This window comes from Aeromicrobium sp. (assembly GCF_032084975.1).
Taxonomy (GTDB): domain Bacteria; phylum Actinomycetota; class Actinomycetes; order Propionibacteriales; family Nocardioidaceae; genus Aeromicrobium.
On the sequence record NZ_DAMDLR010000037.1, the window covers coordinates 1 to 24,164 of the forward strand.

Sequence of the window (24,164 nt, forward strand, 5' to 3'; positions counted from 1 at the left end):
GACTCCGGCTCGAGCGTCGGCGCCGAGGCGACGCCGGCGAACGCCCGGACGAGCCCCGAGACCGTGGTGGAGAACAGCGGGGCGCCGCAGCCGTCGGTCGTGGCCGCGGCGATCGGCGTGCCGGTGAGCTCGGCGATCGTCTCGGCGATCGCGACCTGCAGCGGGTGCTGGGGGTCGAGGTAGGTCTGGGTGTCCCACCCGGCCGTGACGCACGTCAGCAGCATCGCGGCGTGCTTGCCCGAGCAGTTCTGCGTGATGGCCTCCGGACCGTTGCCGCCGGCAAGCCATGTGCGCTGTGCGGTGCTGCCCCAGGGGAGGTCGGGCGTGTTCAGCAGGTCGTCCTCGTCGAGCCCAGCGAGGGCCAGGATCTCGCGGGCGCCGGCCAGGTGGTTCGGCTCACCGTTGTGGCTGGCGGCGGCCAGCGCCATCAGTCGGTCGGGCAGGTCGAGGCCGTGCCGCACCATCGCGACGGCCTGCAGCGGCTTGACGCTGGACCGCGGCCAGATCGTGACCTGCGGGTCGCCCAGCGCGAGGGCGACCCGCCCGTCCGCGTCGAGGGCGACGAGGTGGCCCAGGTGCACCGATTCGACGAGGTCGCCGCGCACGACGTGCGCCAGCGGAGCCGCCGGGACGGACGAGACATCGGGGTTGACCAGCTGTCGATCGCTCACCTCGGGAGGATAGCGCCGCCCCCGGGAGACGACTTTGGGACACTGGTCGGGTGAGAGTCTCCACGAAGTCCGACTACGCGTTGCGCGCCCTCATCGAATTGGCTGCCGAGCCGGGTGACAAGGCGATCACGGCGGACGAGCTCGGACGACGCCAGGACATCCCTCACGGGTTCCTCCAGTCGATCCTCGGCGACCTGCGCAAGGCCGGCATCCTGCTCGCCCAGCGCGGCCAGTCCGGTGGGTGGCGGATGGCACGTCCGGCCGTCGAGGTGACGATCGCCGACGTGATCCGCGCGGTCGACGGACCGCTTGTGTCCGTGTACGGCGTGCGTCCCGAGTCCGTCTCCTACAACGGCCGCGCCGAGGTGCTCAAGCCCGTCTGGGTCGCCGCCCGCGACGCCCTGCGCGAGGTGCTGGAGTCCGTCACGATCGCCCAGCTGGCCTCCGCGGAACTGCCCGATTCGGTCATCAGGCGCACAGAGAACGACGAGGCCTGGCGCCCGCACTGACCGGGTTCGACGGTCAGCCGTCCAGGAGTTCGACGATCGACGCGGCGAACTCCGGCGCCACGACCGCACCGAGGTGGTCACCGTCGATGACGCGAAGGCGCGCGTCCGGCAGCGCGTCGACCAGCACGTGCGGCCGGGTCGCCAGCTCGTCCTCGCTCCCGGCGAGCAGCAGTGTCGGCACCGTGACGAGATCCAACGGGGTCGGCCCCGCGTGCACCGCCCGGGCCTGCGCCGCCAACGACGGCCGGTCCGAGCCGAGGAAGTCCGCGAACTCGCGGAACGCCCTCGCCGTCGCGGGGTAGCCGTCGAGGTCTCCCTCGGTGAGCAGCGCCTCGACGAGCCTCTCGGCGTCCAGGACGCGGGTGTCGACACCACCGCACTCGACCACCGCGCATCCCATTCCCCCGATCACGAGTCGCGACACCCGCGGGTCCTGCGCGGCCGTCAGCAGCGAGACCACCGCACCCATCGAGTACCCGACGAGGTGGTACTCCTCCAGTCCGAGCGCGTCGGCGACGGCCATGACGTCACGGGCATCGTCGGCTCGCCGAACAAGGACCTCTCGGCCGACGTCCTCGCTCGGGGCACCCCGGGGCGTACGTTGTCGGGCATGACCCAGGACGCCACACCGGAACGCCAGGCACCGAACGGTGAACGCAAGAGCGATCCCGCCGCGGGTTGGTTGCTGGCAGGAATGGTGCTGTGGCTCCTCGCGGGCATCCTTCTCTCGGTCGACCAGGACTTCGGCCCCCTGGGTCTGACCGTGGCGGCCGTCGGCACCGCAGCCCTGCTGGTGGTGATCATCGCCAAGGGCGTCGAACTGGGGATCCGCGCCGCGCGGGACCGCTGAGTCGCGGTCAGGACTCGCGCGTGGCCGCCGCGACGAACGCGCGGATCAGGTCGGACGACTTCTCCCCCGGCGCCACCTCGACGCCACTGGAGACGTCCACGCCCCAGGGCCGCACCGCACGGCCGGCCTCGGCGACGTTCTCCGGCGACAGTCCGCCCGCGACGAGCCACCGTCCGTCGGGCGCCCGGTCGGCCAGCTCGCTGAGGTCCCAGCGCTCGCCCGAGCCGGGCTTCGGCGCGTCGAGCAGCAGCACCTCCTCACCCCAGGCGCCGACCTCGAGCGGCGGGTCGAGATCGAGCGACGTGGCCCGCCACACCCGGGGCACGATCCGCAGCGCGTCGTCGAAGTCGGTCCGGGAGTAGTTCTTGCCGTGCAGCTGGAGGACGTCGAAGCCCAGTCGGTCCGCCGTCCGGGCCGCCTCGGCGGCCGGCATGTCGTTGACGACGAGCACGGTGTCGGCACGTCCGGTCGCCGCCTCGACGACGGCGCGTGCTTCGTCCTGCGACGCGCGCCGGGAGCTGGTCCGGTTCATCACGACACCGACCGCGTGGGCGCCGGACTGGACCGCCACCGTCGCGTGCTCGGCCGTGCGGAGGCCACAGATCTTCACGTACACCCCGCCATCCTCTCAGGCACCACCGCGCCCGGACCGGCCCAATCCAGTCTCCCCTGAAGGTGGCGGGATCGCGTTAGCCTGACGATCTGGGCTCCGGCCCCGGGGACCGAGGAGGCAGATGACCACCAGCGGCTCTCACCTCAACGTGTCCACGGCGATCCGGGAAGTGGCCCTCGCCGGCGGGCTGTTCCTCGCCTACAAGCTGGGGCGGGTCATCGCGCGCGGGCACGAGCAGGTCGCGGTCGGCAACGCCCGCATCGTGCACCGGCTCGAGAGCATGGTCTGGCTGCCGTCCGAGGCGTCGATCCAGGCCGCCGTCCACTCCGAGCCCCTCTTCCGCGCGGCGAACATCTACTACACGTACGTGCACTTCCCGCTCATCGCGGTGTTCCTGCTCTGGGGCTTCCTGCGCCGCCCCCTGGCCCAGTACCGCTGGGCTCGGAACCTGTGGATGCTGCAGACCGGGGCCGCGCTGCTCCTGCACATGGCCTTCCCACTGGCACCGCCGCGCATGTTCCCGCAGTGGGGCTTCGTCGACACGATGACGCGCTACGGCCCCTCCCCCTACGACGGGACCAGCGGAGTCCTGGCGAACCAGTTCGCGGCGATGCCGAGCCTGCACGTCGGATGGGCGGTGCTGATCGCCTACGTGGTCATCCGCACGGGACCGCGATGGCTGGCCGTCATCGCGGCGACCCACGCGGCACTGACCCTGGCGATCGTCGTGGTCACCGCCAACCACTGGTGGATCGACGCGGTGGCGGCGGTCGGACTGCTCGCCGCGGCCGACGGCTTCCTGCGCCTCATCGGCAAGGGCCTCAAGGAGACCGACCCGGTCGCGGACGACTCGGTGCACGGCACCGTCACGGCCTGAGCGAACCTCCCGCCGGTCGGCCGGTGCTTGACTGTCGCCATGCACCAGCCCGCGACCAGGCCGCGCAACCGCCGCGCGCTGATCGTGGCGGCAGCCGGTCGGGTCTTCGGCGAACGCGGCTACCACGGCGCCTCGATGGAGGAGATCGCTCACCGGGTGGGCATCACGGCGCCCGCCCTCTACCGGCACTTCCCGAACAAGTACGCGCTGTTCGCCGAGTGCGCCAACGCGATGGCGGACGGGCTGCTGGCCGTGCTCGACCGGGTGCCGTCCGATGCCGGCCTCGAGCCACTGCTCACCGAGATCACCCGGGAGACCCTCGCCCACCGCGACTCGGGCGGCGTCCATCGCTGGGAGGCGCGCCACCTCGCGGCCGAGGAGCGCCACGCGCTCAGCGCGAAGTTCACTCGCGTCGTGGAGCGCGTCGCCGCGGAGGTGCCTGCCGGTGAGGACCTGCCGCCCGACCTGCGCGCCTGCGCAGCCCTCGGCGCGATCGGCTCGGTGACGATGCACCGCACGCGCATCGCCGTGCCCCGTGCCGAGCAGCTGATCGTGGCCGCGGCCACCGGCGCGGCCTCGGCGACCGTGGCACCTGTCTCCCCCTCGTCCAGTCCTTCTGCCCCTCCCGCTGCGCCGGCGAGCCGGCGCGACGAGGTGCTCGCCGCGGCGATCCCGCTGTTCGCCCGGGACGGGTTCCACCACGTCACGCTCGGCCAGGTCGCCCACGAGGTCGGCGTCGTCCCCTCCGCGATCTACCGGCACTTCCCGGGGAAGGCCGACATCCTCGCCGCCGCCTGCCTCCGTGCCGCATGGTTGCTGTCGGAGCGGGTGTCGAAGGCACTCGCCGACCCCGCCGATTCGGGTGCTTGCGTGGAGGCACTCGTGGCTGCCTACGTGGCGTACAGCTTCGACCATCGCGACCTCACCCGCGTGGCCGAGGCGGAGCTGATCGGGCTTCCCCCGGCGCTGCGGACGCCCTTGGTCCAGGCCCAGCGCGACCACGTCGCGATCTGGGTCCGGCTGCTCCGCGCCGCGCGACCCGAGCTGGACCAGCGCCAGGCGGCCGTGCTCGTCCACGCCGGTCTCGGCGTCGTGGTCGAGGCGGGACGTCGACTTCGCTGGCAGGACACGCCTCGGAACCGGCGAGCCGTCGAGGCGCTGGTCACCGGAGCACTCGGCCTCGGGAGATGATCAGGTGTGCCCGAGACCATCCCGATCCTGCCCAGCGGCGACTTCGACGTGACGGAGGCGTTCTGGCAGCGCTTCGATTTCGCCGCCCGAGGTCGCTGGGCCGAGTACCTGGTCCTGCGCCACGAGCGGCTCGCGATCGAGCTCCATTTCTGGCTCGATCCCTCGGTGGACCGCTGGACGAACGACGTCGCGTGCTACATCCGGTTCCCCGACCCGGGATCGGCCCGCGCCTGCCACGCAGGATGGGCGGACGTCGAGGTGCCCGAGCCCGCTGTGCTGAGCGCGCCGCAGGACGAACCCTGGGGCGCGACCGAGTTCCATCTCATCGACCTGCACGGGAACCTGGTGCGGATCGGCGGGTTCCCCGACGTCCATCGCTGATCGGCCACCACGTGTGACCCACGTCACCAAGGAGTGAGACGCGGGGTGTCACTGTGAGTTACATCGGGTGCATGCTCGTCCCATGTCCATGCACCCACGCCTCCCTCGGCTCACCGCGACTCTGGCCGCCGGTGCCCTCGCCACTGCCCTGATCCCGTCCGCGGCGGCGTCCGGGGCGGACGCCTCCGATCCCGGCTCGCTGCGCGACGTCATGTTCGTGGGCAACAACTGGGCCGGAACCGCCTCGATCGTCGACGCGCGCGACCCGGAGATCCTCAAGTCCGGCATCAACCTGATCCCGGACAAGGACCAGGAGATGCGCGACATCAAGCGGAACCCGCTGCGCCTGGTCACCTTCCTGGCCGTCCGCATCGGGCCCGGCCAGGGTCACGACCAGTTCGTCGACGACATGTTCAGCACCCAGGACGGCAGGTACCTGGCCGTCTCGCGCCCGAGCTTCGCCGACGTCGTGTGGATCGACATCGCCAAGGCCGTCGCCGGCGACAGCGACTCGATCGTCGCGGAGACGCCGATCGACGGCTACCGCAGCGACCACGCGGGACTCTCCCCCGACGGCAAGCGACTCCTGGTCAGCGACTCCGTCGAGCGCCAGGTCATCGAGTTCGCCATGGTCGACCAGACCCTGCCCGACGGCAAGCAGGTCAGGATGGGCGACCGCATGCGCTCCTTCGAGTCCGGCGACACACCCCACGAGAACAACTACTCCCCCGACGGCAAGCGCATCTATCACGCGTCCATCGGCTCGGCCTACACCTCCTTCGACGGACCCGCGGGCGACTGGACCAAGGGCGACCGGTGGTTCGAGATCGTGCGCAACGACGACTTCGGCATCGACAAGCGCTGGGACATGGGCAAGGAGCTCGCCGAGGCCGGCCACCCCAGGATGAGTGCCGCGGTGCGCCCGATGGCGATCGCCCCGGGCGAGCGCTTCATCTACTTCCAGGTGTCCTGGTACCACGGGATCGTCGAGTTCGACACGCAGGCGGCGGACCTCAACGGCAAGGTCGACTACTCCACGGGCAAGGTCGCCGAGCCCCGCACGGGTGCCGTCACGCGACTGATCCCGCTGCCCAACCGGGTGCCCAAGATGCCGATCTCCGAGTACGTCAACGACTCCGCACACCATGGCCTGTCCATCGACGAGGACGGCACGACACTGTGCGCCGCGGGCACGATGGACGACTACGCCGCTCTCGTCGACAGGGCGACCGGCGAGGCGACGTTCTTCGACGCCGAGACCACCGGGCACAGCTACCTCAAGCCCTACTGGACGACCGAGGGCCTCGAGGACACGTGCTGGATCTCGCTGTCGGACTCCGACGCCGTCGCCGTCCTGGACGTCAGGACGAAGAAGGAGATCGCCTACCTGCCGGTCGGCGACCACCCGCAGCGGGTGCGCCTCGGAACCGTGGAAGGCGGCTTGTTCGGCTGATCACGTCAGGGTTCTCAGATCTTGATCGGGAAGGTCAACATGATGAGCAGACCCGCCACGCCGAAGGCGATCGCGAGACCGAGCAGTGCCCGCCTCATCGGGGTGGCCAGCTCTCGTTGCGACAGCGCGGTCAGGAAGAGAACCAGGGCGAAGAGCACGGTGAGCAGGGCGTAGTCGTCGCCGCGCTGGTTGTTGACGAGTGCCTGATCGAACCGCTCGTCGGCCCTCTCGGTCAGCTCGGCCGCTTCCCGGGTGCCCGGCGGAACGTACTCCGCCATCTTGAACGGCCCCTGCGCCTCGCGGCCGCCGGCCTCCCACGCATCGAATGCGACGCGGAACTCCGGGGTGAAGCGGTCCTCGACGTACTGCCTGAGCGCTGGACGGTCGTCCTGGACCGCACGGACCCACTCGGTGTAGATGGTGAGGTCGTACTGACGAGCCGAGTTGGCGCGATCCTCCTGCGCCGTGGCCTCGATGCGAGCACCCGAGGCCTGGCTGAAGGCGATGGACATCTCACCGCCCCACTTCGAGGACTCGAACCCACACCACGCGGTCAGGACCGCGGTGATGGAGAGCACGAAGACACACACGACGTCGAACGCCTTCGAGCCATCCTCCCCGGAGTCCGTCATGTCCTCACCGTCCCTTCGTCTCCGCGCTCGCGAGGATCACGATGTTCGCGCTCGACCGTGAGCAGGCACGTGGCCGTGCGCTTCGGGCAGCGCGATCGCACAGACCGCCTCAGCCAACTGCCTCCATCGTCGCGTTCCCCACCATTCGCGTGATCACCCCGGAAGGGTGATCCACCTCGGGCCGCACACCCGCCGCGCTGACGGTTCGCGATGCGAAAGGGCACCAGCGGGCACGGGTGCGCTTCGAGCCGATCGCATGCGTTGGGCGCAGCGCTTGCTCACTGGCACACCCATCGCAGTCAGGTCGGCGGCGGCTCCGCTGCGGTGATGCCGCGAACGGCCTCGCGCAGGGCGTGTTGCGCGAGGCCGCTGTCGAGGCGGTTCGCACTGAGCAGCAGCTTCCCCGGCAGGTCGACGACGCAGATCTTGACCAGGGCGACGGCGCGAGGATCCGTGCGGCCCCACAGCTCATCGGCGAGACCGGTGATCAGCCTGCCGAGCTCGGCGCGGAGCCTGACGACCTCGCTTCCCTCCCCGGCGCCGAGGTCCGTGCTGATCAGGTCCTTCGCCTCGACGGCGAGCAGCAGCCGAGCGGCTTCCTCGTTCGTGCTGGCATACGAGCGCAACGACAGCGCGGCCGCCAGGACTCCCGCCTGCGCCCCACGGTCGCGGACGGCGGTGTCGACCAGGTCACGCTGGTAGTCCAGGAAGGCGTCCGCCTCACGGATCCAGACCTGCGCCAGCAGATTGCTCCGCGACCCGAACGCGTTGTAGATGACGCCGTTCCCGACGCCCGCCCTGTCGCTCAGGGCACGGATCGTCAGGCCCGCCGTGCCCTTCTCCACCCATAGCGAGCGGGCGTGGTTCAGGAGTGTCTGCGGGTTGTGCTCCCGCGGGCGGCCGCGCACCATGGTCAGTCCGCCTGTGGCTGGAGGGCGTCGATGGCCGAGGCGTACATCGTCTCCTTGATCGTGCGCAACGTCGCACGGTCCTTGCCGGCGAGCGCCGCGACGCTGGAGGCCGCATTCTCGACGAGTTCGCTGTGCGAAGCGACGGCGTCCACGATTCCCACGCGGTGTGCCTCAGGCCCGCTGTAGCGGCGGCCGGTCGTCATCGACTCGACGGCCGCCGCGGGCGTGATCTTGGCCTGGATGAGGGCGGCCATGCCCGGCGTGAAGGGGATGTGGATGTCGACCTCGGGAAAACAGAAGAACCCGCGATCCTCGCGCATCGTGCGGAAGTCGTGCGCCATCGCGAGCATCGCCCCCGCGCCGAACGCATGGCCGTTGATGGCGGCGATCGTCGGCAACGGCAGCGTCAGGACCTTCGCGAAGAGCGCATGCACCCGATCGACGTACGAGCCCAGCTCGGCCGGGTGGTCCGAGAGCCATTGCAGGTCCAGGCCGTTCGAGAAGAACTTGCCCGTCCCCGTGGTGACGAGCACCGCAGGGTCGTTGCCGTGCGCGAGCTCGTCAAGCTGCGTGGTGATCCGCGCCAGCGCGTCCGGCGAGAAGCGGTTCTCGTCGTTGCCGAGGTTCAGGACCCACACGGGTCCGTCGTGGTTCGTGAGTGTGGTCATGGATTCCTCCGTGATTCGTGGGTGTTCGTGTTGGGTCCGGACTACTTCGGCGAGATCCACATGGTGATCGCGGCGCGCACCACGGACTCGCCCGAGGGATCGGTGACGTCCACGTCGACGACGACGTCACGCGTCTCGTCCGCGGAGATCGCACTCAGGTCCTCGACGGTCGCGACGCCACGCAGGTCGCCCTTGGCCTTCTTGCGGTAGGTCACTGTCATGCACTTCGGGATCCACCTGTGGGTGTCCGGCAACGACACGTCGAGCGTGGTGCCGGCGACGAGCTCGGCCAGGTTGCAGCTCGCGATGGCGTGGACGGTGCCGAGATGGTGGTGGACCGACCAGCGGTCACGCATCATCACCTCGCCCCGGCCCGGCTCCAGGCTGACGAACCGTGGACGAATGGTGCGGAAGTACGGCGCCTTCAGGCTCACCGCCGTGGCGAACACGCGCTTGCCCCACGGCTTGGATTCCAGTGCTCGGTAGCTGCGCTTGATCGCGGACTCGCTCATGTGACTCCTCCAGTTCCCGGTGTGCCGGGGACACTAACTGAACGAGTGCTCCAAAAAAGACACCGGGTGTCGGGCAGGATCCGTCGGCCACCGCTTGGCGAGGTCGATGAGTGGCTCCGTGTCGTTTCCGTCCACCGCGGAGCGCCGTCGGAAAAACCGAAAACCCCGGAATCATCGCGATTCCAGGGTTTCTCTCGGGTGGGCGATACTGGGTTCGAACCAGTGACCTCTTCGGTGTGAACGAAGCGCGCTACCACTGCGCCAATCGCCCGAGTGCGACGACCAGACTAACGCACCCTCCGCGAGAACCGCGAATGGGGTCGTCAGGGGTCGATCCCCTCGGCCTCTCGCGAGCGCCAGACCTCCTGCGCCTTCAGCGTGATCGGACCGGGCGCCGGCAGCTCGCGATCGTCCACGCGACCAATCGCCTGGATCGTCCGCGTGGTTCCGACGAGCATCACCTCGTCGGCGTCTGCGAGGACCTCGATCGGAGCATCGCGCTCCACGACGTCGAAGTCGTCCGACAGCCACTCGAGCGCCAGCGCCCGCGTGATGCCCGCGAGGCACCCGGACTCGAGCGTCGGCGTCACGATCTGCCCGTCCAGGACGTACATGATGTTCGAGCCGGTGCCCTCGCACAGGTCGCCGCGGGTGTTGGCCATGACGGCCTCCGACGCTCCCCTGGCCCGCGCGTACTCGACCATCTTGGCGTTCTCGGCGTACGAGGTGGTCTTGAGTCCGGCGAGCGCCCCGTGCTCGTTGCGGGTCCACGGGACGGTCACGATCGAGCTGACCTCCGGTGGACGCTCGGCCGGCTCGGTCACGACGATGTGCGTGAGACCCGCGTCGCCTCGTGGCGAACCCAGCGGACCGGCACCCGACGTGACCGTGATGCGTACCCGGCCGAAGGGCAGGTCCTGTCCCTCGAGCGTCCTCTCGACACCCTCGCGCACGAGGTCCAGGTCGGGCCGCCCGATCCCCAGGCCCTCGGCGGACGTCGCCAGACGCTCCAGGTGCCGCGTCAACGCGAATGGCCGACCGTCGATCACGGCGGCCGTCTCGAACACTCCGTCGCCCACGACGACACCGTGGTCAAGAACACTCAGGGCCCGATCGTTCGGGAATTGCAGTAACTCGCCATTGAGCCAAGCCTTCATGGCACGACCATAGGCCGACCCCGTTTTGGATGCTCGAGGACGATCCGCTAATGTTTCTTTTCGGCCGGTCAAGCGGCCAGTGCGGACATAGCTCAGTGGTAGAGCATCACCTTGCCAAGGTGAGGGTCGCGAGTTCGAATCTCGTTGTCCGCTCGGAGAGGGTCTCGCCAGACCCATCCTGCGGTGGGTTGGCCGAGAGGCGAGGCAACGGACTGCAAATCCGTTTACACGGGTTCAAATCCCGTACCCACCTCGCTGAAAATTCAATACACACGGGCGATTGGCGCAGCGGTAGCGCGCTTCCCTGACACGGAAGAGGTCACTGGTTCAAACCCAGTATCGCCCACACACGGAAGAGCCCCGGAATCCTTGAGATTCCGGGGTTCTTCGCTTTCGGGCCCGCGCTCGGCGTGCTGACCGCCACGAGAACCGATAGATCTTGAGCATGATCGGATTCCTCGTGGCTGGCCTCATCATCGGAGCGCTCGCCCGCCTCATCAAGCCCGGCAAGCAGAACCTCGGCATCCTCGCCACGTTGGCGTTGGGTCTCGTCGGCTCCCTCATCGGCGGCCTCATCGCCCAGTTGTTCGGGACGGGCGACATCTGGGAGCTCAACATCCTGGGCTTCGTCCTGGCCGTCATCGCCGCCGTCCTGCTGATCGGAGTCGCCGAGGGCCTGGCCGGGAAGCGCTCGACCCGCGCGTGACCGCCGAGCAGGTCGCGGCCGGGTCGCTTTCGTCCTACGGTCGAAACAGAGACGACGACCCGACCGAGGAGGAACCGTGACCCATCGAACCGCCGAGTTCATCGACGCCCATCCCGGCGCGATCGGCCTCGACCGCGACCTGCTCGCCACGTGCATCGCGGCATGCCTGGAGTGCGCGCAGGCGTGCACCGCCTGCGCGGATGCGTGCCTGGCCGAGGACATGGTCGCCGACCTGCGCTCCTGCATCACCACGGACCTGAACTGCGCCGACCTGTGCGCGGCGACGGCACGCGTGCTGTCGCGACACACCGGCTATGACGCGGACGTCACTCGTGCGACCTTGCAGGCCTGCTTGACGGCCTGCCGTTCGTGCGGGGACGAGTGCGCATCCCACGCGGACATGCACGACCACTGTCGCCTGTGCGCCGAGGCGTGCCGGGCCTGCGCGAAGGCCTGCGAGGAGCTGCTCGCCAGCCTCGGCTGACCACGGACGCTCACCTCCACGACGGGACGCCCAGGGTGCTTCTGATCTCGGGGGCACGCCTGGGTGTCCTGTTGCCCGTGTGACGAATCCGACCCGCCGTACCCTCGGCGCGGCGTGACAAGTCACGGTCGGGTGCGGAAGACTACCCGCGGCACATCGATCCGCACCCCTGGGAGGCCTCCGCGTGAGCAGCCGTGCGCAGACGCCCGTACGGCGCCTCGCCCTCGTCGCCGCCGCCGTCTCCGCGACGCTGGTGGCCCTGGTCACCAGCACCGCCGCCTCCCCCGCGAGCTCGACCGACCTCCCGCCCGAGACGCCGCGAGCGATCACCGCACCCGTCGAGCGGCAGAAGATGGTCGTCATCGGCGACTCGTACACCTCCTACTACGGCGACAGGAACAGCCGGTTCCCCGGCTGGTGGGCCACGCTCGGCGCCGATCTTGGCCTGGAGCCGGTCATCGACGCCGTCGGCGGCACGGGCTTCCTCGCCCGCAGCGGCAGCTGTGCGCACAGCCGCTTCCGCGGACGGATGGACACCATCCGCGAGAACGCCCCGCGCATCCTGTTCATCGAGGGCGGGCGCAACGACTGGCGACGCTGCAACGCCCAGGGTCGACCGATCCAGTCCACCCGCACCGAGATCGTGACTGCCGCCGACGAGTACTTCGACGAGCTGGCCCAGGTGTGGGACGAGCTCGGCCGCCCGCGCGCCGACGTGTACGTGATCAGTCCGTGGGGCCAGTCGAAGGCTCGCAAGGCCCGCGTGATCCGGCCCATCATCCGCACCGCCGCCCAGGCCCACGGCTTCACGTGGGTCGACACGCGCCGCCTCTCGATCGAGCATGCGCCCGACGGCATCCACCCGAACAACCTGGGCAGCCGGTTCCTGCGCGACGAGATCCTCGCCAACTCGGACCTGCTCGACCGGTTCACGCGCATCTGAGTCCGTCGGGCAGGATCGAGCCATGTCGATCGAGAGCGTCCGCGAATACCTGAGCGCCCGAGGCCGGGACGACGTCCTGCGCACCCCGGGATCGAGTGCCACCGTCCTCGAGGCCGCCGAGGCCTTCGGCGTCGAGCCGGCCCGGATCGCCAAGACGCTGTCGTTCCGCGGCGACTCCCCCGACTCGTGCGTCCTGGTCGTGATGGCAGGCGACGCACGTACCGACAATGCAGCCTTCAAGTCCACGTTCGGGCGCAAGGCCACGATGCTCAAGGCCGACGAGGTCGAGCGACTCACCGGTCATCCGGTCGGCGGGGTGTGCCCCTTCGCCAACCCCGGCTCCGCGACCGTCCACCTCGACACGTCGTTGCGCCGGTTCACCACGGTGTTCCCCGCCGCCGGCAGCCCGGACTCCGCCATCGAGGTGTCACCCGAGGACCTCGTGGACCTCTCCGGCGCCGTCGGCTGGGTGACGATCGGCCGCCTGCCCGACTACGCCGAGCCGCAGGCGACGCAGTAGGACGAGCCGACCCGCCGCGACACCTCGCAGTTCGAGCAGCGCGCAACGACGTCTCGGCCGCAGCCGGCGCAGTGCGGGCCGTGCTCGAGTCCCGCCTCGCGCAGCGGGAACCCGCAGAACGGGCACTCCCCCTTGCGCACCCGTCGCCCCGGCAACCGTGCCGCCAGGTACTTCTGCAGGACCCGGAAGGCCACCACCGTCGCCGCGACGCCGAGGATCGACAGCACGAACGGGCCGAGGTCGAGCGGGTCGACGTAGTCGGTGATGTAGTCGACAGCAAAGACCAGCGCCATGATCGCGCCGACGGCGGCTCCGGCGAACCCCAGCGTCAGGTAACGCGACTCACGCCGCCGCATCCGCGCGATCGCCTGATAGGAGACGAAGGTCCATCCCGTGATGAAGAGCAGCCGGACGATCGCGATGATCCAGGCCTGGGTCCCCGAGTGGTTGTCCCCGTTGAGGTCGCGTTGGACGTCCTCGACCGCCTCGTCGGCCTCGTCGGAGTTCGCGACGGCCGACTCCAGGTCCGCCTGGGCCCGGTCGTACCTCGCCTGCGCGACGTCGTAGGCCTCGCGAGCGGCCCCCTCGCGCTGACCCTCCTGGAGCGCGAGCTTGTAGTCCTCCCGCGCGACGTCCAGCTCGGCTCGCGCGTCGTCACGCTTCGTCTCGGCGTCCCACCTCGCCTCCTCGGCGCGCGCCTGCTCGTTCATCACCCGTTGGACCGACGCGTCGTTCCCTTGCGGGACGGCCGACTCGACCCAACTGGGCACCTGGGCGTAGAACCACACGGTGCCGACCAGCATGAACACCCCCAGCAGCACCGCGAGCAGCTTCTCGCTGCGGGTGGACTCGATCTCCTCGGTGTCGACTCGAGTGCTCATCGGGACTCCTTCGCTGGGCGCGTTCGCGGCCGGAACGTGACGTCAAGCTCGCAGTCCAGGGCCGCGGCGATCCGCAGCAGGGTGTCGAGCTTGGGTGGACGTGAACCGGACTCGAACCGGGCGATCGCCGACTGGGTCGTGCCGCACAGGTCGGCCAGCTCACGTTGGGAGAGACGACAGACCGAACGCTGCTCCACGACTTGGCGGGCGATGCCCTCGTAGAAGTCGTCGTGCTCGATCGGTCCTCGCATGGCGCCGAACGTATCGCACGCATGCTATGTCTGTCCATAGCACGCGTGCGATGTCCGACGCGGTGTCCGCGTCGCGTTCTACGGTGGGCCCATGGATCCCGTGCAGCGCATCCCCGCGAACCAAGCCGTGCCCTTCGACGATGTCAACATCGCCGCCTCCGACACGCCACTGCAGGACGCGATCACCGCACTGGCGGGCGAGCATGCCGCGGGCATCCGCGACCACCTCGACCCCATCGGCGAGCTGGCAGGATCGGCCGAGGCGCGCGAGCACTGGCACCTCGCCAACGAGAACCCGCCGGTGCACCATCCGGTCGATCGCTTCGGCCGGCGCATCGACGAGATCTCATTCCACCCCTCGTGGCACTGGCTCATGGAGCGAGGCGTCGGGTTCGGCCTGACCGCCGAGCCGTGGACCTCCGACCACCCCGCCGCGCACCTGCGCAGGGCCGCGGGCTTCTACACCTGGGGGCAGGCCGAGCAGGGCCACATGTGCCCGATCACGATGACGTACGCGGTCGTCCCCGCCCTGCGCGCCGATGCCCAGCTGGCCCAGCAGTGGACGCCCGGGCTGTCGTCCCGGACCTACGACTTCGGGCTTCGCGCACCCCAGGAGAAGGCCGGCCTGCTGGCCGGCATGGGCATGACCGAGAAGCAGGGCGGCTCCGACCTGCGCGTCAACAGCACGATCGCGAAGTCCACGAACGTGCCGGGCGAGTACCGGCTCACGGGCCACAAATGGTTCACCTCCGCGGCCATGAACGACGTCTTCCTCGTCCTGGCGCAGACCGATGCCGGCTCCACGTGCTTCGTCGTGCCCCGCGTCCTGCCCGACGGCACCCGCAACCCGATCACGATCGTGCGGCTCAAGGACAAGCTCGGGAACAAGTCGAACGCCTCCAGCGAGCTGGAGTTCGACGACACCTGGGCCGTCCGCCTCGGTGAGGAGGGCCGCGGCATCCGCACGATCATCGACATGGTCTCGGCGACGCGGATGGACTGCATCCTCGGTTCGGCCTCGATCATGCGCAAGGCCTTCGCCGAGGCGGCATGGCACGCGCGCCATCGGTCGGCCTTCGGCGCGCGACTGATCGACCAGCCCGCCATGGTCGGCGTCCTGGCCGACCTCGCCATCGAGTCCGAGGCGGGCATGCTGGCGGGCCTGCGGCTGGCCGCCGCGGTGGACCGCCCCGACGACGAGCACGAGCAGGGCCTGCGCCGCATCGGCCTCGCGCTGGAGAAGTACTGGGTCTGCAAGCGCACGCCGATGATGGTCGGCGAGGCCCTCGAGTGCCTCGGCGGGAACGGGTACGCCGAGGAGTCCGGGATGCCGCTGCTCTTCCGCGAGTCGCCGCTCAACTCGATCTGGGAGGGCAGCGGCAACGTCAACGCCCTCGACGTCCTGCGCGCACTCTCGCGCGAGAGCGGCACCCTCGAGGCGTGGCGCGACGAGGTCGGCACCGTGCGAGGCCAGGACGCCCGCCTCGACGCCGCCGTCGACGAGGTCCTGCGCCGACTCGCGGACCCCGCGGACGCCGAGGCATCGGCGCGCTGGATCGCCTCGCGGATGGCGGCGATCCTGCAGGGCTCGTTGCTGATCCGCTACTCCACTCCAGCCGTCGCCGACGCCTTCTGCGCCTCGCGCCTGGGCGGCGAATGGGCCGGGACGTTCGGCACGATGCCGAGCGGTCTGGCCCTGCGCGAGATCGTCGATCGGGCCCAGCCGGCGGTGTGACGCTGGCCACTCCGGCCGAAAAACCCGACCCTCTCGTTGCCCATTCTCCCTCGAATGGCAGCACTTGCTCCTGAGCGTGTCTCACTCCTTGGTCCTGCGGTCCATATTACGAGACGTCCGCTTGTTGGACGGGCATCCCACTGGACAGACTGTCGCCATGCTCACCGCCCAGACCGTATGGCTCGTGGAACGACTCCACGTCGACCTCGGTCGTGCGGTCTCGATGATGTGTCACTGACTGCCCTCCCCTCCGCAAGCAGCGCCCGAGCGATGACGCCGGCGCACCCGAGACGCGACCAGAGAGCACCATGACGATTTCCCCCACCGCACCCGCAGCCCCTGGCCGCCCGCGCCGTCGCAAGGGCGAAGGCCAGTGGGCGCTCGGCTACCGTGAGCCGCTCAACGCCAACGAGCAGTCCAAGAAGGACGACAACCCGCTGAACGTCCGCGCCCGCATCGAGAACATCTACGCGCACCGCGGCTTCGAGAGCATCGACGGCGGCGACCTGCGCGGTCGGTTCCGCTGGTGGGGCCTGTACACGCAGCGCAAGGCCGGCATCGACGGCGGCAAGACCGCCACCCTCGCGCCGGAGGAGCTCGACGACGACCGCTTCATGATGCGCGTGCGCGTCGACGGCGGCCAGCTCTCGCTCGAGCAGCTGCGCGCCATCGCGGACGTCTCGGTCGACTTCGGCCGCGGTACCGCCGACGTCACCGACCGCCAGAACATCCAGTACCACTGGATCGACGTCCGCGACGTGCCAACGATCTGGCAGCGGCTCGAGTCGGTCGGCCTGTCCACGCAGGAGGCGTGCGGCGACTGCCCGCGCGTCATCATGGGCAGTCCCGTCGCCGGCGTCTCCGCCGACGAGATCATCGACGGCCGCCCCGCGATCGAGGCCATCGAGAGCCGCTACATCGGCGACCAGGCCTTCTCGAACCTGCCCCGCAAGTTCAAGACCGCCATCAGCGGGCATCCCGGCCACGACGTCGTCCCCCAGATCAACGACGTCGCCTTCATCGGCGCGGTCCACCCCGAGCTCGGTCCCGGTTTCGACGTGTGGGTCGGCGGCGGCCTGTCCACCAACCCACACCTGGCCGAGCGGCTGGGCGCCTGGGTCTCGCTCGACGAGGTCCCCCAGGTGTGGGAGGGCGTCGTCAGCATCTTCCGCGACTACGGCTACCGCCGGCTGCGCTCACGCGCCCGCCTGAAGTACCTCGTGCAGGACTGGGGCATCGAGAAGTTCCGCGAGGTGCTCGAGACCGAGTACCTCGAGCGCTCGCTGCCCGATCTCGACGCTCCGCCGGTCCCTGACACTCCGGTCGACCATGTCGGCATCCACCGCCAGGTCGACGGCCGGTTCTACGTCGGCGCCGCCACGACCGTGGGCCGCATCTCGGGCCCGCTGCTCCAGGAGCTGGCCGACGTCGTCGAGGCGCACGGCTCCGATCGCGTGGCGCTCACCCCCATGCAGAAGATCGTCGTCCTCGACGTCGACGAGGACCGCGTCGAGTCGTTGGTCGCGGCACTGGCCCAGCTCGGCCTGCACGCCCGGCCCTCGCAGTGGCGCCAGCACACGATGGCCTGCACCGGCATCGAGTACTGCAAGCTCGCGATCGTCAACACCAAGGACCGTGCCGCCGACCTCATCGACCAGCTCGAGCAGCGCGTCCCCGAGCTGGACACCCCGATCACGGTCAACGTGAACGGCTGCCCCAACTCGTGCGCCCGCATCCAGACGGCCGACATCGGGCTCAAGGGCCAGCTGGTGATGGACGAGGACGGCAACCAGGTCGAGGGCTTCCAGGTCCACCTCGGTGGCGCCCTGGGCATGGACGCCGGCTTCGGCCGCAAGCTCCGCGCGCACAAGGTCACCGGCGACCAGCTGCCCGACTACGTCGAGAAGCTGTCGCGGACCTACCTGGCGAACCGCGAGCACGGCGAGTCGTTCGCCGCCTGGGTCTCGCGCGCCGACGAGGAGGTGCTCCGATGAGTGAGCGTCTCGTCCCCTACTCGTGCCCGTACTGCGCCGACGAGGACCTGCGTCCCCACGGCGCGACGCACGGCACGTGGGAGTGCCGCAGCTGCCTGCGCGCCTTCAGCCTCAAGTTCCTGGGCCACCTGGCCCCGAATCAGACCACCGCACCCCACACGACAGCAGCGCAGGAAGGGAGGAATGCACGATGACCGCACCCGCACTGGTCGCGCTCGCCCATGGCAGCCGTGACCCGCGTTCGGCCGAGACCATCAACGCCCTGACGGAGGTGGTGGCGTGCATGCGTCCCGACCTTCGAGTCGAGGCCGCGTACCTGGACCTGTGCGGCCCCAGCTTCGACGAGGTCGTCGAGCGGCTGGCCGCCGAGGGCTTCGGCGAGATCGTCGTGGTCCCGCTGCTGCTGACCGAGGCGTACCACGCCAAGGTCGACGTGCCCGAGGCCGCGAAGGCCGCGGCCGCCAAGCACGACGTCCGCATCGAGGTCACGAAGGTGCTCGGCATCGAGAGCTCGTTCCTCAACGTTCTCGACCGTCGGCTGCGCGAGGCGCTCAGCAAGAACCGCGTCCGCGAGCTCGACGCGCTCGTGCTGGCCGGCGCCGGCTCCTCCGACTCGTTCGCCAACGCGATGATCGCGCGGGCGGCCCGGGCCTGGGGCGCGCACCACAAGCTGCCGACGATCGCGGCGTTCGCCTCGGCCGCTCCCCCGGCCGCCAGCGAGGCGGTGCGCACGCACCGGGCCGACGGCCGTCGCCACATCGCCGTGGGCATGCTGTTCCTGGCTCCCGGCGTGCTTCCCGACCGCGTGACCGAGCTGGCCCTCGAGGCCGGCGCCGTCACGGTCGCCGAGCCGCTCGGCGTCGCCGACGAGGTGGCCGAGGTCATCTTGGCCCGTTACGCCGTGGGCGCCGTCGATCTCGTCCCGATGGACGCGCTGTTCGCCGACGTCTGAGCAGGATTCGCGAGGAGGCGCCCGGTCACATCGTGGCCAGGCGCCTCTTCTGTGCCTCCACGTCGAAGTCGGGCGGCGGCCACTGCAGGTCGAGGTCGGCCAGAGTCTCGCCGAGCATCGTCGCGATCGCCCAGTTGCGGTACCACTTGCGTCCGGCCGGGACGAGGTGCCAGGGCGCGTGGTCGGTCGAGCACCGCTCGAGGACGATCTCGTAGGCCTGCTGGTACGGGCCCCACAGCTCTCGCTCATCGAGGTCGCCGGGGTTGTACTTCCAGTACTTCGTCGGGTCGTCGAGCCGCTCGGTGAGGCGTTCCTTCTGGTCCTCGGGGCTGATGTGCAGGAAGCACTTGAGCAGCACTCCCCCGCCGTCGACGAAGCGCTTCTCGAAGTCGTTGATGGCGTCGTAGCGGCGCTCGATCTCCTCGGCGGACGCCAGTTCGCGGACCCGACCGATCAGGACGTCCTCGTAGTGGGATCGGTCGAAGACGCCGATCATCCCGGGCGGCGGCACCTCCTTCTCGATGCGCCAGAGGAAGTCCTTCTGCCGTTCCTCCTCCGTCGGCGCCTTGAACGCGGTGATCAGCACGCCCTGGGGGTCGACGAGCCCCGCGACGTGCCGCAGGGTGCCGCCCTTGCCGGACGTGTCCATGCCCTGCAGCAGCATCAGCACCTTGCGGTCCGTGGTGCCTGAGCGGCCGTTCGCGAACAGCAGCTCCTGCAGGTCCATCAGCTGCCGGCCGATCTGGGGCAGCAGGCGCTGCGCGTCCTTCTTCCCGCCCTCGAACTGCGGCGTCGAGTCCGATCCGATGGTCGACAGGTCGATGGGCCCCTTCGTCGCCAGGGCCGAGCGCAGATCCGTCATGTTCGGCAGTATGCCCCTACCGTGGAGGGCATGCCGGATGTGAACGAGCTCGCCGACCTGTACGCCTACCCCGACAGCGCGCTGCCGTGGGTAAGGACCAATTTCGTGTCCTCACTCGACGGCGCGGTCCAGGACGCCCGTGGTGTCTCCGGGGACCTGGGCGGGGAACCGGACCTGAACGTCTTCCGTGTCCTGCGGAGCCTGTGCGACGTCGTCCTGGTCGGAGCCGGGACCGTGCGGGCCGAGGGCTACAAGCCGATCCAAGCCGACTCGATCCACGCCGAGCTGCGGGAAGGACGCGAGCAGCTGCCGCTGCTGGCCGTGGTGAGCCGGAGCCTGGACATCCCCGACGTCCTGCTGGCGCCGGGCACGATGGTGATCACGGTCCAGTCCTCGCCCGCCGAGGCCCGCCAACGGCTCGCCGATCGCGTCGACGTCGTGGTGGCCGGAGACACCGAGGTCGACTGGCCCGCCGTCCTGGACTCCTTTGCTGCCCGCGGGCTGAAGCGCATCCTGTGCGAGGGCGGGCCCGAGCTGCACGGGGCCCTGGTGGAGCACGACCTCGTCGACGAGGCGTGCGTGACGATCTCGCCGCATCTGGTCGGGGGTCCGGCCAAGCGGATGACCGAGGGCGCGTCCGCCGTCGAGCGCCCCATGCGCCTCGGCCACGTGCTCGAGGAGGACGACGTGCTGCTCGCACGCTGGGTCCGAGTCCGCCGACAGGCCTAGGCTGTGGCCATGTACAACGTCGCACTGCTGATCGAGCGCCAACTCATCGATCTCGACGCAGACCAGGTCCTGGCCCTGCACGAAGGCGTCGAGGACGACGTCACCTACCACCTGCTGCTCCCGGTGGACTCGTCCCCGGCGGCGCTCAGCGCCTCGATGACGGCGTTCGGCGGTGCCCAGTTCGTGCCTCTCGAGGAGCCGGCTGCGTACACGCGTCTCGAGGACGAGCTGCGCGAGGAGGGCCAGCGCGAGCTCGACGCCTCGGCCGCCCTGTTCACCCAGCGCGGCCAGAAGGTCACCACCACGCTGATGGAGTACGACCCGATCGAGGGCCTCGTCGCGCTCGTCAAGGAGAAGTCGTGCGACGAGGTCATCATCCTGACCGAGCCGCACGTCGTACGTGAGTTCCTTCACGTCGACTGGACGTCGCGCGCGAGAAGAAAACTGGACGTCCCGACGTTGCACCTGTTGGAACACCTGACTTTCGACGAACAGGCGGAGATGTGAGCGACAAGACTGACAAGACCTACGCGGTCGACCGTCCCGACGAGAAGTGGCGCGAGGAGCTCAGCGCCGCCGAGTACCACGTCCTGCGCCAGGCCGGCACCGAGCGGCCCTTCAGCAGCGAGTACGAGAAGGACGAGACCGTCGGCGTGTACCGCTGTCGCGCCTGCCAGGCCGAGCTCTTCCGCAGCGAGACCAAGTTCGACGCCCAGTGCGGATGGCCCTCGTTCTACACCCCGCTGGCCGAGGACCGCGTCGAGTACATCGAGGACGTCACCCTGGGCATGAAGCGCACCGAGGTCCGCTGCGCCAACTGCGGCTCCCACCTCGGCCACGTGTTCGCCGGCGAGGGCTTCGCCACCCCCACCGACCTGCGCTACTGCATCAACGGCATCGCCCTGAGCCTCGACGCCGACTGACCCCCGTGTCCCGCGGGCGAGATTTGTAGGGTTGCGTACCTTCTTGGACCCAGAAAGGTACGCAACCCTTCACATCTCACGGGGCGTGGAGTTGTCCACACGACGTGAGATGAGGGCTGCCCCCGCCGGCTGGCCGTCGCTAGAGTGCGTAACTCGAAGTGACGTCTTGGTTCGGGGGAACGATGCGGTCTCTGGTGGTCGGTGCGTGCGTGGCAGTACTCGCGTTCGGGGTTGGTTCCTGCGGTGGGGACGAGCCTGACCCTACGAAACCTACGACCGCGACAACTGCGTCGACGGCTCCGACGCCGCCCCTTCCGGCACCGCCAGCAGCGGCCAGCATGAACACACGAAGTGGCGTTTCCACCTTTGTTCGCCACTACGTCCAAGTCCTCGGACACGCGGCCAACACCGGAGACGTGAAGGAGCTGCAGCGTCTCTCGGCGAAGGAGTGTGAAGGATGCACGAGGTACATCGGCCTCTTCCGGGATACGTATGAGGCTGGGGGTCTGCTTCGTCAGAATTGGTCGGCTCCCAACGACTCCGTCGTCCGTCATGACCCGCGCGTGGACGCTAGTTCCTTCGTTACTACAGACCTAAAGATCTCGCGCGGGATGTACAAGCAAAGCGCGGGCGAGCCCACGACGAAAATCAAGGCCACGTCGACTCGCGTCACCTTCGCGCTGCGGTTCGATGACGGGTGGATCGTCACCCAGTTCGGATCGGGCGGCTACGAATGATCGAGATTCTCACAGCAGGCATTTTCATCGTCTTGCCGCTTAGACCGGATGTGGGAGAAAGTCCCACGGATCCCATCGTCGTAATCGACGACTTCGAGCGCACCGCTCCCACCGTTCCTGCACCACCGCCGGCCTGGTCGCAGGTGCCGGTGTCTCCTCCCCCGCCGCCGTACGAGCCTGAGCCGTTCTTCTGCCGTCCTGAGGCGCCGTTCCCGAACGATGAGTGCATCACGCCACCCGAGCCCTCGGAACCGGTGGATGAAGTCGCAGCGCCGGACCCGGGCGACGTCGAGCGCGAGGTCAAGCGAATCGGCCTCCCCCGCCTCCGCGTGACCGTCCAGCCGGCCGGCTCGACCCTCGTCAACCTGGAGACGATCTTCCACACCACCGCAGCACCGTTCGAGCGGACCGTGGACATCCTCGACTCGACAGTCGACCTGCGCGCCGAGCCCGCCGCCTTCACGTGGCACCACGGCGACGGCAGCACCCAGACCACGACGAGCCCCGGACGCCCCTACCCCGCCATGGACGTCATCCACCAGTACAAGGAACCCGGAAGCGTCACGCCTCGGGTCGACGTCACCTACCGCGTCACCTATCGCATCGACGACGGGGACTGGCAGAGCCTCGACACCACGATCACCGCGCCCGGACCCGGCACGGCCCTGCGCATCCGCGAAGCACGGCCCGTCCTGACGGACTGAGCCAACTGACCCGAGCTCAGGGCCAGAGGGCGGTGAGCTCGGCGACGGACATCGCGCGGCCGGTGTAGAACGGCAGCTCCTCGCGGACGTGGCGACGGGCGGTCGTCGCGCGCAGGTCGCGCATCAGGTCGACGATGCGGTGCAGCTCGTCGCACTCGAACGCCAGCAGCCACTCGTAGTCGCCCAGCGCGAACGAAGCGATCGTGTTCGCGCGGACGTCCGCGTAGCCGTGGGCGGCCTCGCCGTGCTCACGCAGCATCTGGCTGCGCTCGTCCTGCGGCAGCAGGTACCACTCGTACGAGCGCACGAACGGGTACACGCACAGGTACCGGTGCTGCGTGTCGTCCGTGAGGAAGTTCGGCACGTGAGCACGGTTGAACTCGGCCGGACGGTGCAGGCCGGCGTTCGACCACACGGGCGTCAGGTGCGAGCCCAGCTCGGTGCGGCGGAACGCGTTGTAGGCGTCCTGGAGCGCATCGGCTTCGGGAGCGTGCCACCAGACCATCAGGTCGGCGTCCGCGCGCATGCCGCTGAGGTCGTACGTGCCGCGCACCACGACGTCGCCACCGAGGCTCGAGAAGACCGACTCGACCTCGGCCGCCAGCGCGGACCGATCGGCATCACCGAGGGGACGCTCGATCCGGAACACCGAGTACATCGCGTACCGGATGCTGGAGTTGATCTGCTCGTGGTCGATCTCAGGCGAACTCATGCGTCCATTCTCACCCGGCGAGGGTTCGTCGCGCGGCTGCCCTCCCGGTGGCCACCACCGCGGCGATGCCGACGCCCTCGTACGCGGCACCGCACAGCTCGAGTCCGGGCACCGTGGCGACGTCCTCGACCACCGTCCGGACCAGGTCGCCGTGACCCACCTCGTACTGCGGCAGGCCGCCGCCCCACCGCTGCACCGTCGTCCCCGCGACCGAGCCGATCGATCCGTCCGGCTCGACCATGGCCCGCAGGTCCGACAGGGCCAGATCCGTCAGCGAGGCGTCGTCGCGCTGCAGCGTCGCGGTCTCGCCGGCCCGTCCCAGGGACGTCCGGACGATCGTCGCACCGCCGGCGGACTCCGCCAGCCACGCCCACTTGCGCGTCGAGAACGTCGCCGCCTTGATCTGCGTCGACTCGACGGGCGGCACCAGGAAACCCGTCCCCGACGGCAGTTCGGCGCCCTCGAGGAGGAACGAGACGACCACCATCGAGGCGTAGTCCAGGCCCGCCAGCGCGAACGCCGCGCGCGGCGCCACCTCGGCGAGCAGCCGTGACGCGGCAGGCGCGGGAGCGGCCATCACGACGGCGTCGAAGCGCTCGCGGACCG

32 protein-coding genes and 4 tRNA genes are annotated in these 24,164 nt (G+C 69.5%); 22 read left to right on the top strand and 14 right to left on the bottom strand.

Annotated features, from left to right (window positions below):
* A partial coding sequence (locus tag RT323_RS10295) for an asparaginase (protein ID WP_313407905.1) occupies nt 1-671 on the bottom strand: 671 nt, incomplete at its 3' end.
* A gap of 50 nt (nt 672-721) precedes the next feature.
* Between RT323_RS10295 and RT323_RS10300 the strand changes: the two genes are divergently transcribed.
* On the top strand, nt 722-1,180 hold the full coding sequence (locus RT323_RS10300; RefSeq protein ID WP_313407906.1) for an Rrf2 family transcriptional regulator: 459 nt from the start codon (nt 722-724) through the stop codon (nt 1,178-1,180).
* A 13-nt stretch (nt 1,181-1,193) separates the two neighbouring features.
* Here RT323_RS10300 and RT323_RS10305 read toward each other — a convergent pair whose 3' ends face one another.
* Nucleotides 1,194-1,703 (bottom strand): alpha/beta hydrolase, encoded by a 510-nt coding sequence (locus tag RT323_RS10305; protein WP_313407908.1) that lies wholly within the window; start codon nt 1,701-1,703, stop codon nt 1,194-1,196.
* Between the two features lie 87 nt (nt 1,704-1,790).
* Here RT323_RS10305 and RT323_RS10310 point away from each other — a divergent pair, with 87 nt between their 5' ends.
* Nucleotides 1,791-2,030 carry a hypothetical protein gene (locus RT323_RS10310; RefSeq protein ID WP_313407910.1) on the top strand — a complete coding sequence of 80 codons (240 nt, stop codon included), beginning with the start codon at nt 1,791-1,793 and terminating at the stop codon, nt 2,028-2,030.
* A gap of 7 nt (nt 2,031-2,037) precedes the next feature.
* Here RT323_RS10310 and RT323_RS10315 read toward each other — a convergent pair whose 3' ends face one another.
* Nucleotides 2,038-2,646, bottom strand: a complete 609-nt coding sequence (locus RT323_RS10315; protein WP_313407911.1) for a phosphoribosylanthranilate isomerase — start codon at nt 2,644-2,646, stop codon at nt 2,038-2,040.
* 118 nt (nt 2,647-2,764) lie between these two features.
* Between RT323_RS10315 and RT323_RS10320 the strand changes: the two genes are divergently transcribed.
* The 4 genes from RT323_RS10320 (at nt 2,765) to RT323_RS10335 (ending at nt 6,545) form a co-directional block, all read left to right on the top strand.
* On the top strand, nt 2,765-3,520 hold the full coding sequence (locus RT323_RS10320) for a phosphatase PAP2 family protein (RefSeq protein WP_313407914.1): 756 nt from the start codon (nt 2,765-2,767) through the stop codon (nt 3,518-3,520).
* Between the two features lie 39 nt (nt 3,521-3,559).
* Nucleotides 3,560-4,711 carry a TetR/AcrR family transcriptional regulator gene (locus RT323_RS10325; protein WP_313407916.1) on the top strand — a complete coding sequence of 384 codons (1,152 nt, stop codon included), beginning with the start codon at nt 3,560-3,562 and terminating at the stop codon, nt 4,709-4,711.
* A gap of 6 nt (nt 4,712-4,717) precedes the next feature.
* Nucleotides 4,718-5,092, top strand: coding sequence for a hypothetical protein (locus RT323_RS10330; RefSeq protein ID WP_313407919.1), 375 nt, complete (start codon nt 4,718-4,720; stop codon nt 5,090-5,092).
* A gap of 82 nt (nt 5,093-5,174) precedes the next feature.
* Nucleotides 5,175-6,545, top strand: a complete 1,371-nt coding sequence (locus RT323_RS10335; protein ID WP_313407921.1) for a serine/threonine protein kinase — start codon at nt 5,175-5,177, stop codon at nt 6,543-6,545.
* A 14-nt stretch (nt 6,546-6,559) separates the two neighbouring features.
* On the opposite strand, the gene RT323_RS10340 is transcribed toward RT323_RS10335, so the two are convergent.
* From RT323_RS10340 to RT323_RS10365, 6 genes are all read right to left on the bottom strand, one after another.
* Entirely contained in the window at nt 6,560-7,177 is a 618-nt protein-coding gene (locus tag RT323_RS10340) for a hypothetical protein (RefSeq protein ID WP_313407924.1), read from the bottom strand.
* A 299-nt stretch (nt 7,178-7,476) separates the two neighbouring features.
* Nucleotides 7,477-8,088, bottom strand: coding sequence for a TetR/AcrR family transcriptional regulator (locus RT323_RS10345; RefSeq protein ID WP_313407927.1), 612 nt, complete (start codon nt 8,086-8,088; stop codon nt 7,477-7,479).
* A 2-nt stretch (nt 8,089-8,090) separates the two neighbouring features.
* Complete coding sequence (locus tag RT323_RS10350) at nt 8,091-8,756, bottom strand: enoyl-CoA hydratase-related protein (RefSeq protein WP_313407929.1); 666 nt, start codon at nt 8,754-8,756, stop codon at nt 8,091-8,093.
* Between the two features lie 41 nt (nt 8,757-8,797).
* Entirely contained in the window at nt 8,798-9,268 is a 471-nt protein-coding gene (locus RT323_RS10355) for a hotdog fold domain-containing protein (protein ID WP_313407931.1), read from the bottom strand.
* 199 nt (nt 9,269-9,467) lie between these two features.
* A tRNA-Val gene (locus RT323_RS10360) sits at nt 9,468-9,539 on the bottom strand.
* A 52-nt stretch (nt 9,540-9,591) separates the two neighbouring features.
* Nucleotides 9,592-10,347, bottom strand: a complete 756-nt coding sequence (locus tag RT323_RS10365; RefSeq protein WP_313407933.1) for an aminotransferase class IV — start codon at nt 10,345-10,347, stop codon at nt 9,592-9,594.
* Between the two features lie 159 nt (nt 10,348-10,506).
* Here RT323_RS10365 and RT323_RS10370 point away from each other — a divergent pair.
* From RT323_RS10370 to RT323_RS10400, 7 genes are all read left to right on the top strand, one after another.
* Nucleotides 10,507-10,578 (top strand) — tRNA-Gly (locus tag RT323_RS10370).
* A gap of 29 nt (nt 10,579-10,607) precedes the next feature.
* Nucleotides 10,608-10,678, top strand: a tRNA-Cys gene (locus RT323_RS10375).
* Between the two features lie 21 nt (nt 10,679-10,699).
* Nucleotides 10,700-10,771, top strand: a tRNA-Val gene (locus RT323_RS10380).
* Nucleotides 10,772-10,870: 99 nt separating this feature from the next.
* The gene (locus RT323_RS10385) at nt 10,871-11,131 is read left to right on the top strand and encodes a hypothetical protein (RefSeq protein WP_313407936.1); all 261 of its coding nucleotides are present in this window, start codon (nt 10,871-10,873) and stop codon (nt 11,129-11,131) included.
* Between the two features lie 76 nt (nt 11,132-11,207).
* Nucleotides 11,208-11,615, top strand: coding sequence for a four-helix bundle copper-binding protein (locus RT323_RS10390; protein ID WP_313407938.1), 408 nt, complete (start codon nt 11,208-11,210; stop codon nt 11,613-11,615).
* A 184-nt stretch (nt 11,616-11,799) separates the two neighbouring features.
* Nucleotides 11,800-12,558 (top strand): SGNH/GDSL hydrolase family protein, encoded by a 759-nt coding sequence (locus RT323_RS10395; protein ID WP_313407940.1) that lies wholly within the window; start codon nt 11,800-11,802, stop codon nt 12,556-12,558.
* A gap of 22 nt (nt 12,559-12,580) precedes the next feature.
* A complete protein-coding gene (locus RT323_RS10400) occupies nt 12,581-13,078 on the top strand; it encodes a YbaK/EbsC family protein (protein ID WP_313407942.1) in 498 nt (165 codons plus the stop codon).
* On the opposite strand, the gene RT323_RS10405 is transcribed toward RT323_RS10400, so the two are convergent.
* Together RT323_RS10405 and RT323_RS10410 are read right to left on the bottom strand one after the other, a co-directional pair.
* Entirely contained in the window at nt 13,051-13,959 is a 909-nt protein-coding gene (locus tag RT323_RS10405) for a hypothetical protein (RefSeq protein ID WP_313407945.1), read from the bottom strand. The two genes, RT323_RS10400 and RT323_RS10405, sit on opposite strands and share 28 nt — an antisense overlap.
* Nucleotides 13,956-14,210, bottom strand: a complete 255-nt coding sequence (locus RT323_RS10410) for a helix-turn-helix transcriptional regulator (RefSeq protein WP_313407948.1) — start codon at nt 14,208-14,210, stop codon at nt 13,956-13,958. Before RT323_RS10410 ends, RT323_RS10405 begins: the two co-directional genes overlap by 4 nt.
* Nucleotides 14,211-14,301: 91 nt before the next feature.
* Here RT323_RS10410 and RT323_RS10415 point away from each other — a divergent pair, with 91 nt between their 5' ends.
* The 4 genes from RT323_RS10415 (at nt 14,302) to RT323_RS10430 (ending at nt 18,891) form a co-directional block, all read left to right on the top strand.
* A complete protein-coding gene (locus RT323_RS10415) occupies nt 14,302-15,945 on the top strand; it encodes an acyl-CoA dehydrogenase family protein (protein ID WP_313407951.1) in 1,644 nt (547 codons plus the stop codon).
* A 308-nt stretch (nt 15,946-16,253) separates the two neighbouring features.
* On the top strand, nt 16,254-17,939 hold the full coding sequence (locus RT323_RS10420) for a nitrite/sulfite reductase (protein WP_313407954.1): 1,686 nt from the start codon (nt 16,254-16,256) through the stop codon (nt 17,937-17,939).
* A complete protein-coding gene (locus RT323_RS10425) occupies nt 17,936-18,133 on the top strand; it encodes a hypothetical protein (RefSeq protein ID WP_313407957.1) in 198 nt (65 codons plus the stop codon). The genes RT323_RS10420 and RT323_RS10425 overlap by 4 nt, the downstream gene beginning before the upstream one ends.
* A complete protein-coding gene (locus tag RT323_RS10430; protein WP_313407958.1) occupies nt 18,130-18,891 on the top strand; it encodes a sirohydrochlorin chelatase in 762 nt (253 codons plus the stop codon). The genes RT323_RS10425 and RT323_RS10430 overlap by 4 nt, the downstream gene beginning before the upstream one ends.
* 25 nt (nt 18,892-18,916) lie before the next feature.
* Here the strand turns inward: RT323_RS10430 and RT323_RS10435 are convergent, their stop codons facing one another.
* On the bottom strand, nt 18,917-19,753 hold the full coding sequence (locus RT323_RS10435; protein ID WP_313407959.1) for a PPK2 family polyphosphate kinase: 837 nt from the start codon (nt 19,751-19,753) through the stop codon (nt 18,917-18,919).
* 30 nt (nt 19,754-19,783) lie between these two features.
* Here RT323_RS10435 and RT323_RS10440 point away from each other — a divergent pair, with 30 nt between their 5' ends.
* The 5 genes from RT323_RS10440 to RT323_RS10460 all read left to right on the top strand — a co-directional run bounded on the left by RT323_RS10440 (nt 19,784) and on the right by RT323_RS10460 (nt 22,846).
* The gene (locus tag RT323_RS10440; RefSeq protein ID WP_313407960.1) at nt 19,784-20,482 is read left to right on the top strand and encodes a pyrimidine reductase family protein; all 699 of its coding nucleotides are present in this window, start codon (nt 19,784-19,786) and stop codon (nt 20,480-20,482) included.
* A 9-nt stretch (nt 20,483-20,491) separates the two neighbouring features.
* Nucleotides 20,492-20,989, top strand: coding sequence for a hypothetical protein (locus tag RT323_RS10445; protein ID WP_313407961.1), 498 nt, complete (start codon nt 20,492-20,494; stop codon nt 20,987-20,989).
* Complete coding sequence (gene msrB, locus RT323_RS10450) at nt 20,986-21,405, top strand: peptide-methionine (R)-S-oxide reductase MsrB (protein ID WP_313407964.1); 420 nt, start codon at nt 20,986-20,988, stop codon at nt 21,403-21,405. The genes RT323_RS10445 and msrB overlap by 4 nt, the downstream gene beginning before the upstream one ends.
* Before the next feature lie 182 nt (nt 21,406-21,587).
* Nucleotides 21,588-22,142 carry a DUF6318 family protein gene (locus RT323_RS10455; RefSeq protein ID WP_313407976.1) on the top strand — a complete coding sequence of 185 codons (555 nt, stop codon included), beginning with the start codon at nt 21,588-21,590 and terminating at the stop codon, nt 22,140-22,142.
* 254 nt (nt 22,143-22,396) lie between these two features.
* On the top strand, nt 22,397-22,846 hold the full coding sequence (locus tag RT323_RS10460) for a hypothetical protein (protein WP_313407967.1): 450 nt from the start codon (nt 22,397-22,399) through the stop codon (nt 22,844-22,846).
* A gap of 16 nt (nt 22,847-22,862) precedes the next feature.
* Here RT323_RS10460 and hemQ read toward each other — a convergent pair whose 3' ends face one another.
* Both hemQ and RT323_RS10470 read right to left on the bottom strand, forming a co-directional pair.
* On the bottom strand, nt 22,863-23,558 hold the full coding sequence (gene hemQ, locus RT323_RS10465; protein ID WP_313407970.1) for a hydrogen peroxide-dependent heme synthase: 696 nt from the start codon (nt 23,556-23,558) through the stop codon (nt 22,863-22,865).
* Between the two features lie 10 nt (nt 23,559-23,568).
* The coding region (locus RT323_RS10470) for an FAD-dependent oxidoreductase (RefSeq protein WP_313407973.1) at nt 23,569-24,164 on the bottom strand (596 nt) is incomplete at its 5' end.

What these genes read in the sequence shown, in the direction of transcription:
- RT323_RS10410 (WP_313407948.1), bottom strand. Translation starts at nt 14,210, where the DNA reads ATGCGAGGACCGATCGAGCACGACGACTTCTACGAGGGCATCGCCCGC.
- RT323_RS10415 (WP_313407951.1), top strand. Translation starts at nt 14,302, where the DNA reads ATGGATCCCGTGCAGCGCATCCCCGCGAACCAAGCCGTGCCCTTCGAC.
- RT323_RS10305 (WP_313407908.1), bottom strand. Translation starts at nt 1,703, where the DNA reads ATGGCCGTCGCCGACGCGCTCGGACTGGAGGAGTACCACCTCGTCGGG.
- RT323_RS10385 (WP_313407936.1), top strand. Translation starts at nt 10,871, where the DNA reads ATGATCGGATTCCTCGTGGCTGGCCTCATCATCGGAGCGCTCGCCCGC.
- RT323_RS10430 (WP_313407958.1), top strand. Translation starts at nt 18,130, where the DNA reads ATGACCGCACCCGCACTGGTCGCGCTCGCCCATGGCAGCCGTGACCCG.
- RT323_RS10335 (WP_313407921.1), top strand. Translation starts at nt 5,175, where the DNA reads ATGTCCATGCACCCACGCCTCCCTCGGCTCACCGCGACTCTGGCCGCC.
- RT323_RS10310 (WP_313407910.1), top strand. Translation starts at nt 1,791, where the DNA reads ATGACCCAGGACGCCACACCGGAACGCCAGGCACCGAACGGTGAACGC.
- RT323_RS10405 (WP_313407945.1), bottom strand. Translation starts at nt 13,959, where the DNA reads ATGAGCACTCGAGTCGACACCGAGGAGATCGAGTCCACCCGCAGCGAG.
- RT323_RS10345 (WP_313407927.1), bottom strand. Translation starts at nt 8,088, where the DNA reads ATGGTGCGCGGCCGCCCGCGGGAGCACAACCCGCAGACACTCCTGAAC.
- RT323_RS10340 (WP_313407924.1), bottom strand. Translation starts at nt 7,177, where the DNA reads ATGACGGACTCCGGGGAGGATGGCTCGAAGGCGTTCGACGTCGTGTGT.
- RT323_RS10320 (WP_313407914.1), top strand. Translation starts at nt 2,765, where the DNA reads ATGACCACCAGCGGCTCTCACCTCAACGTGTCCACGGCGATCCGGGAA.
- RT323_RS10435 (WP_313407959.1), bottom strand. Translation starts at nt 19,753, where the DNA reads ATGACGGATCTGCGCTCGGCCCTGGCGACGAAGGGGCCCATCGACCTG.
- RT323_RS10420 (WP_313407954.1), top strand. Translation starts at nt 16,254, where the DNA reads ATGACGATTTCCCCCACCGCACCCGCAGCCCCTGGCCGCCCGCGCCGT.
- RT323_RS10325 (WP_313407916.1), top strand. Translation starts at nt 3,560, where the DNA reads ATGCACCAGCCCGCGACCAGGCCGCGCAACCGCCGCGCGCTGATCGTG.
- RT323_RS10355 (WP_313407931.1), bottom strand. Translation starts at nt 9,268, where the DNA reads ATGAGCGAGTCCGCGATCAAGCGCAGCTACCGAGCACTGGAATCCAAG.
- RT323_RS10350 (WP_313407929.1), bottom strand. Translation starts at nt 8,756, where the DNA reads ATGACCACACTCACGAACCACGACGGACCCGTGTGGGTCCTGAACCTC.
- RT323_RS10440 (WP_313407960.1), top strand. Translation starts at nt 19,784, where the DNA reads ATGCCGGATGTGAACGAGCTCGCCGACCTGTACGCCTACCCCGACAGC.
- RT323_RS10400 (WP_313407942.1), top strand. Translation starts at nt 12,581, where the DNA reads ATGTCGATCGAGAGCGTCCGCGAATACCTGAGCGCCCGAGGCCGGGAC.
- RT323_RS10445 (WP_313407961.1), top strand. Translation starts at nt 20,492, where the DNA reads ATGTACAACGTCGCACTGCTGATCGAGCGCCAACTCATCGATCTCGAC.
- RT323_RS10425 (WP_313407957.1), top strand. Translation starts at nt 17,936, where the DNA reads ATGAGTGAGCGTCTCGTCCCCTACTCGTGCCCGTACTGCGCCGACGAG.
- RT323_RS10455 (WP_313407976.1), top strand. Translation starts at nt 21,588, where the DNA reads ATGCGGTCTCTGGTGGTCGGTGCGTGCGTGGCAGTACTCGCGTTCGGG.
- hemQ (WP_313407970.1), bottom strand. Translation starts at nt 23,558, where the DNA reads ATGAGTTCGCCTGAGATCGACCACGAGCAGATCAACTCCAGCATCCGG.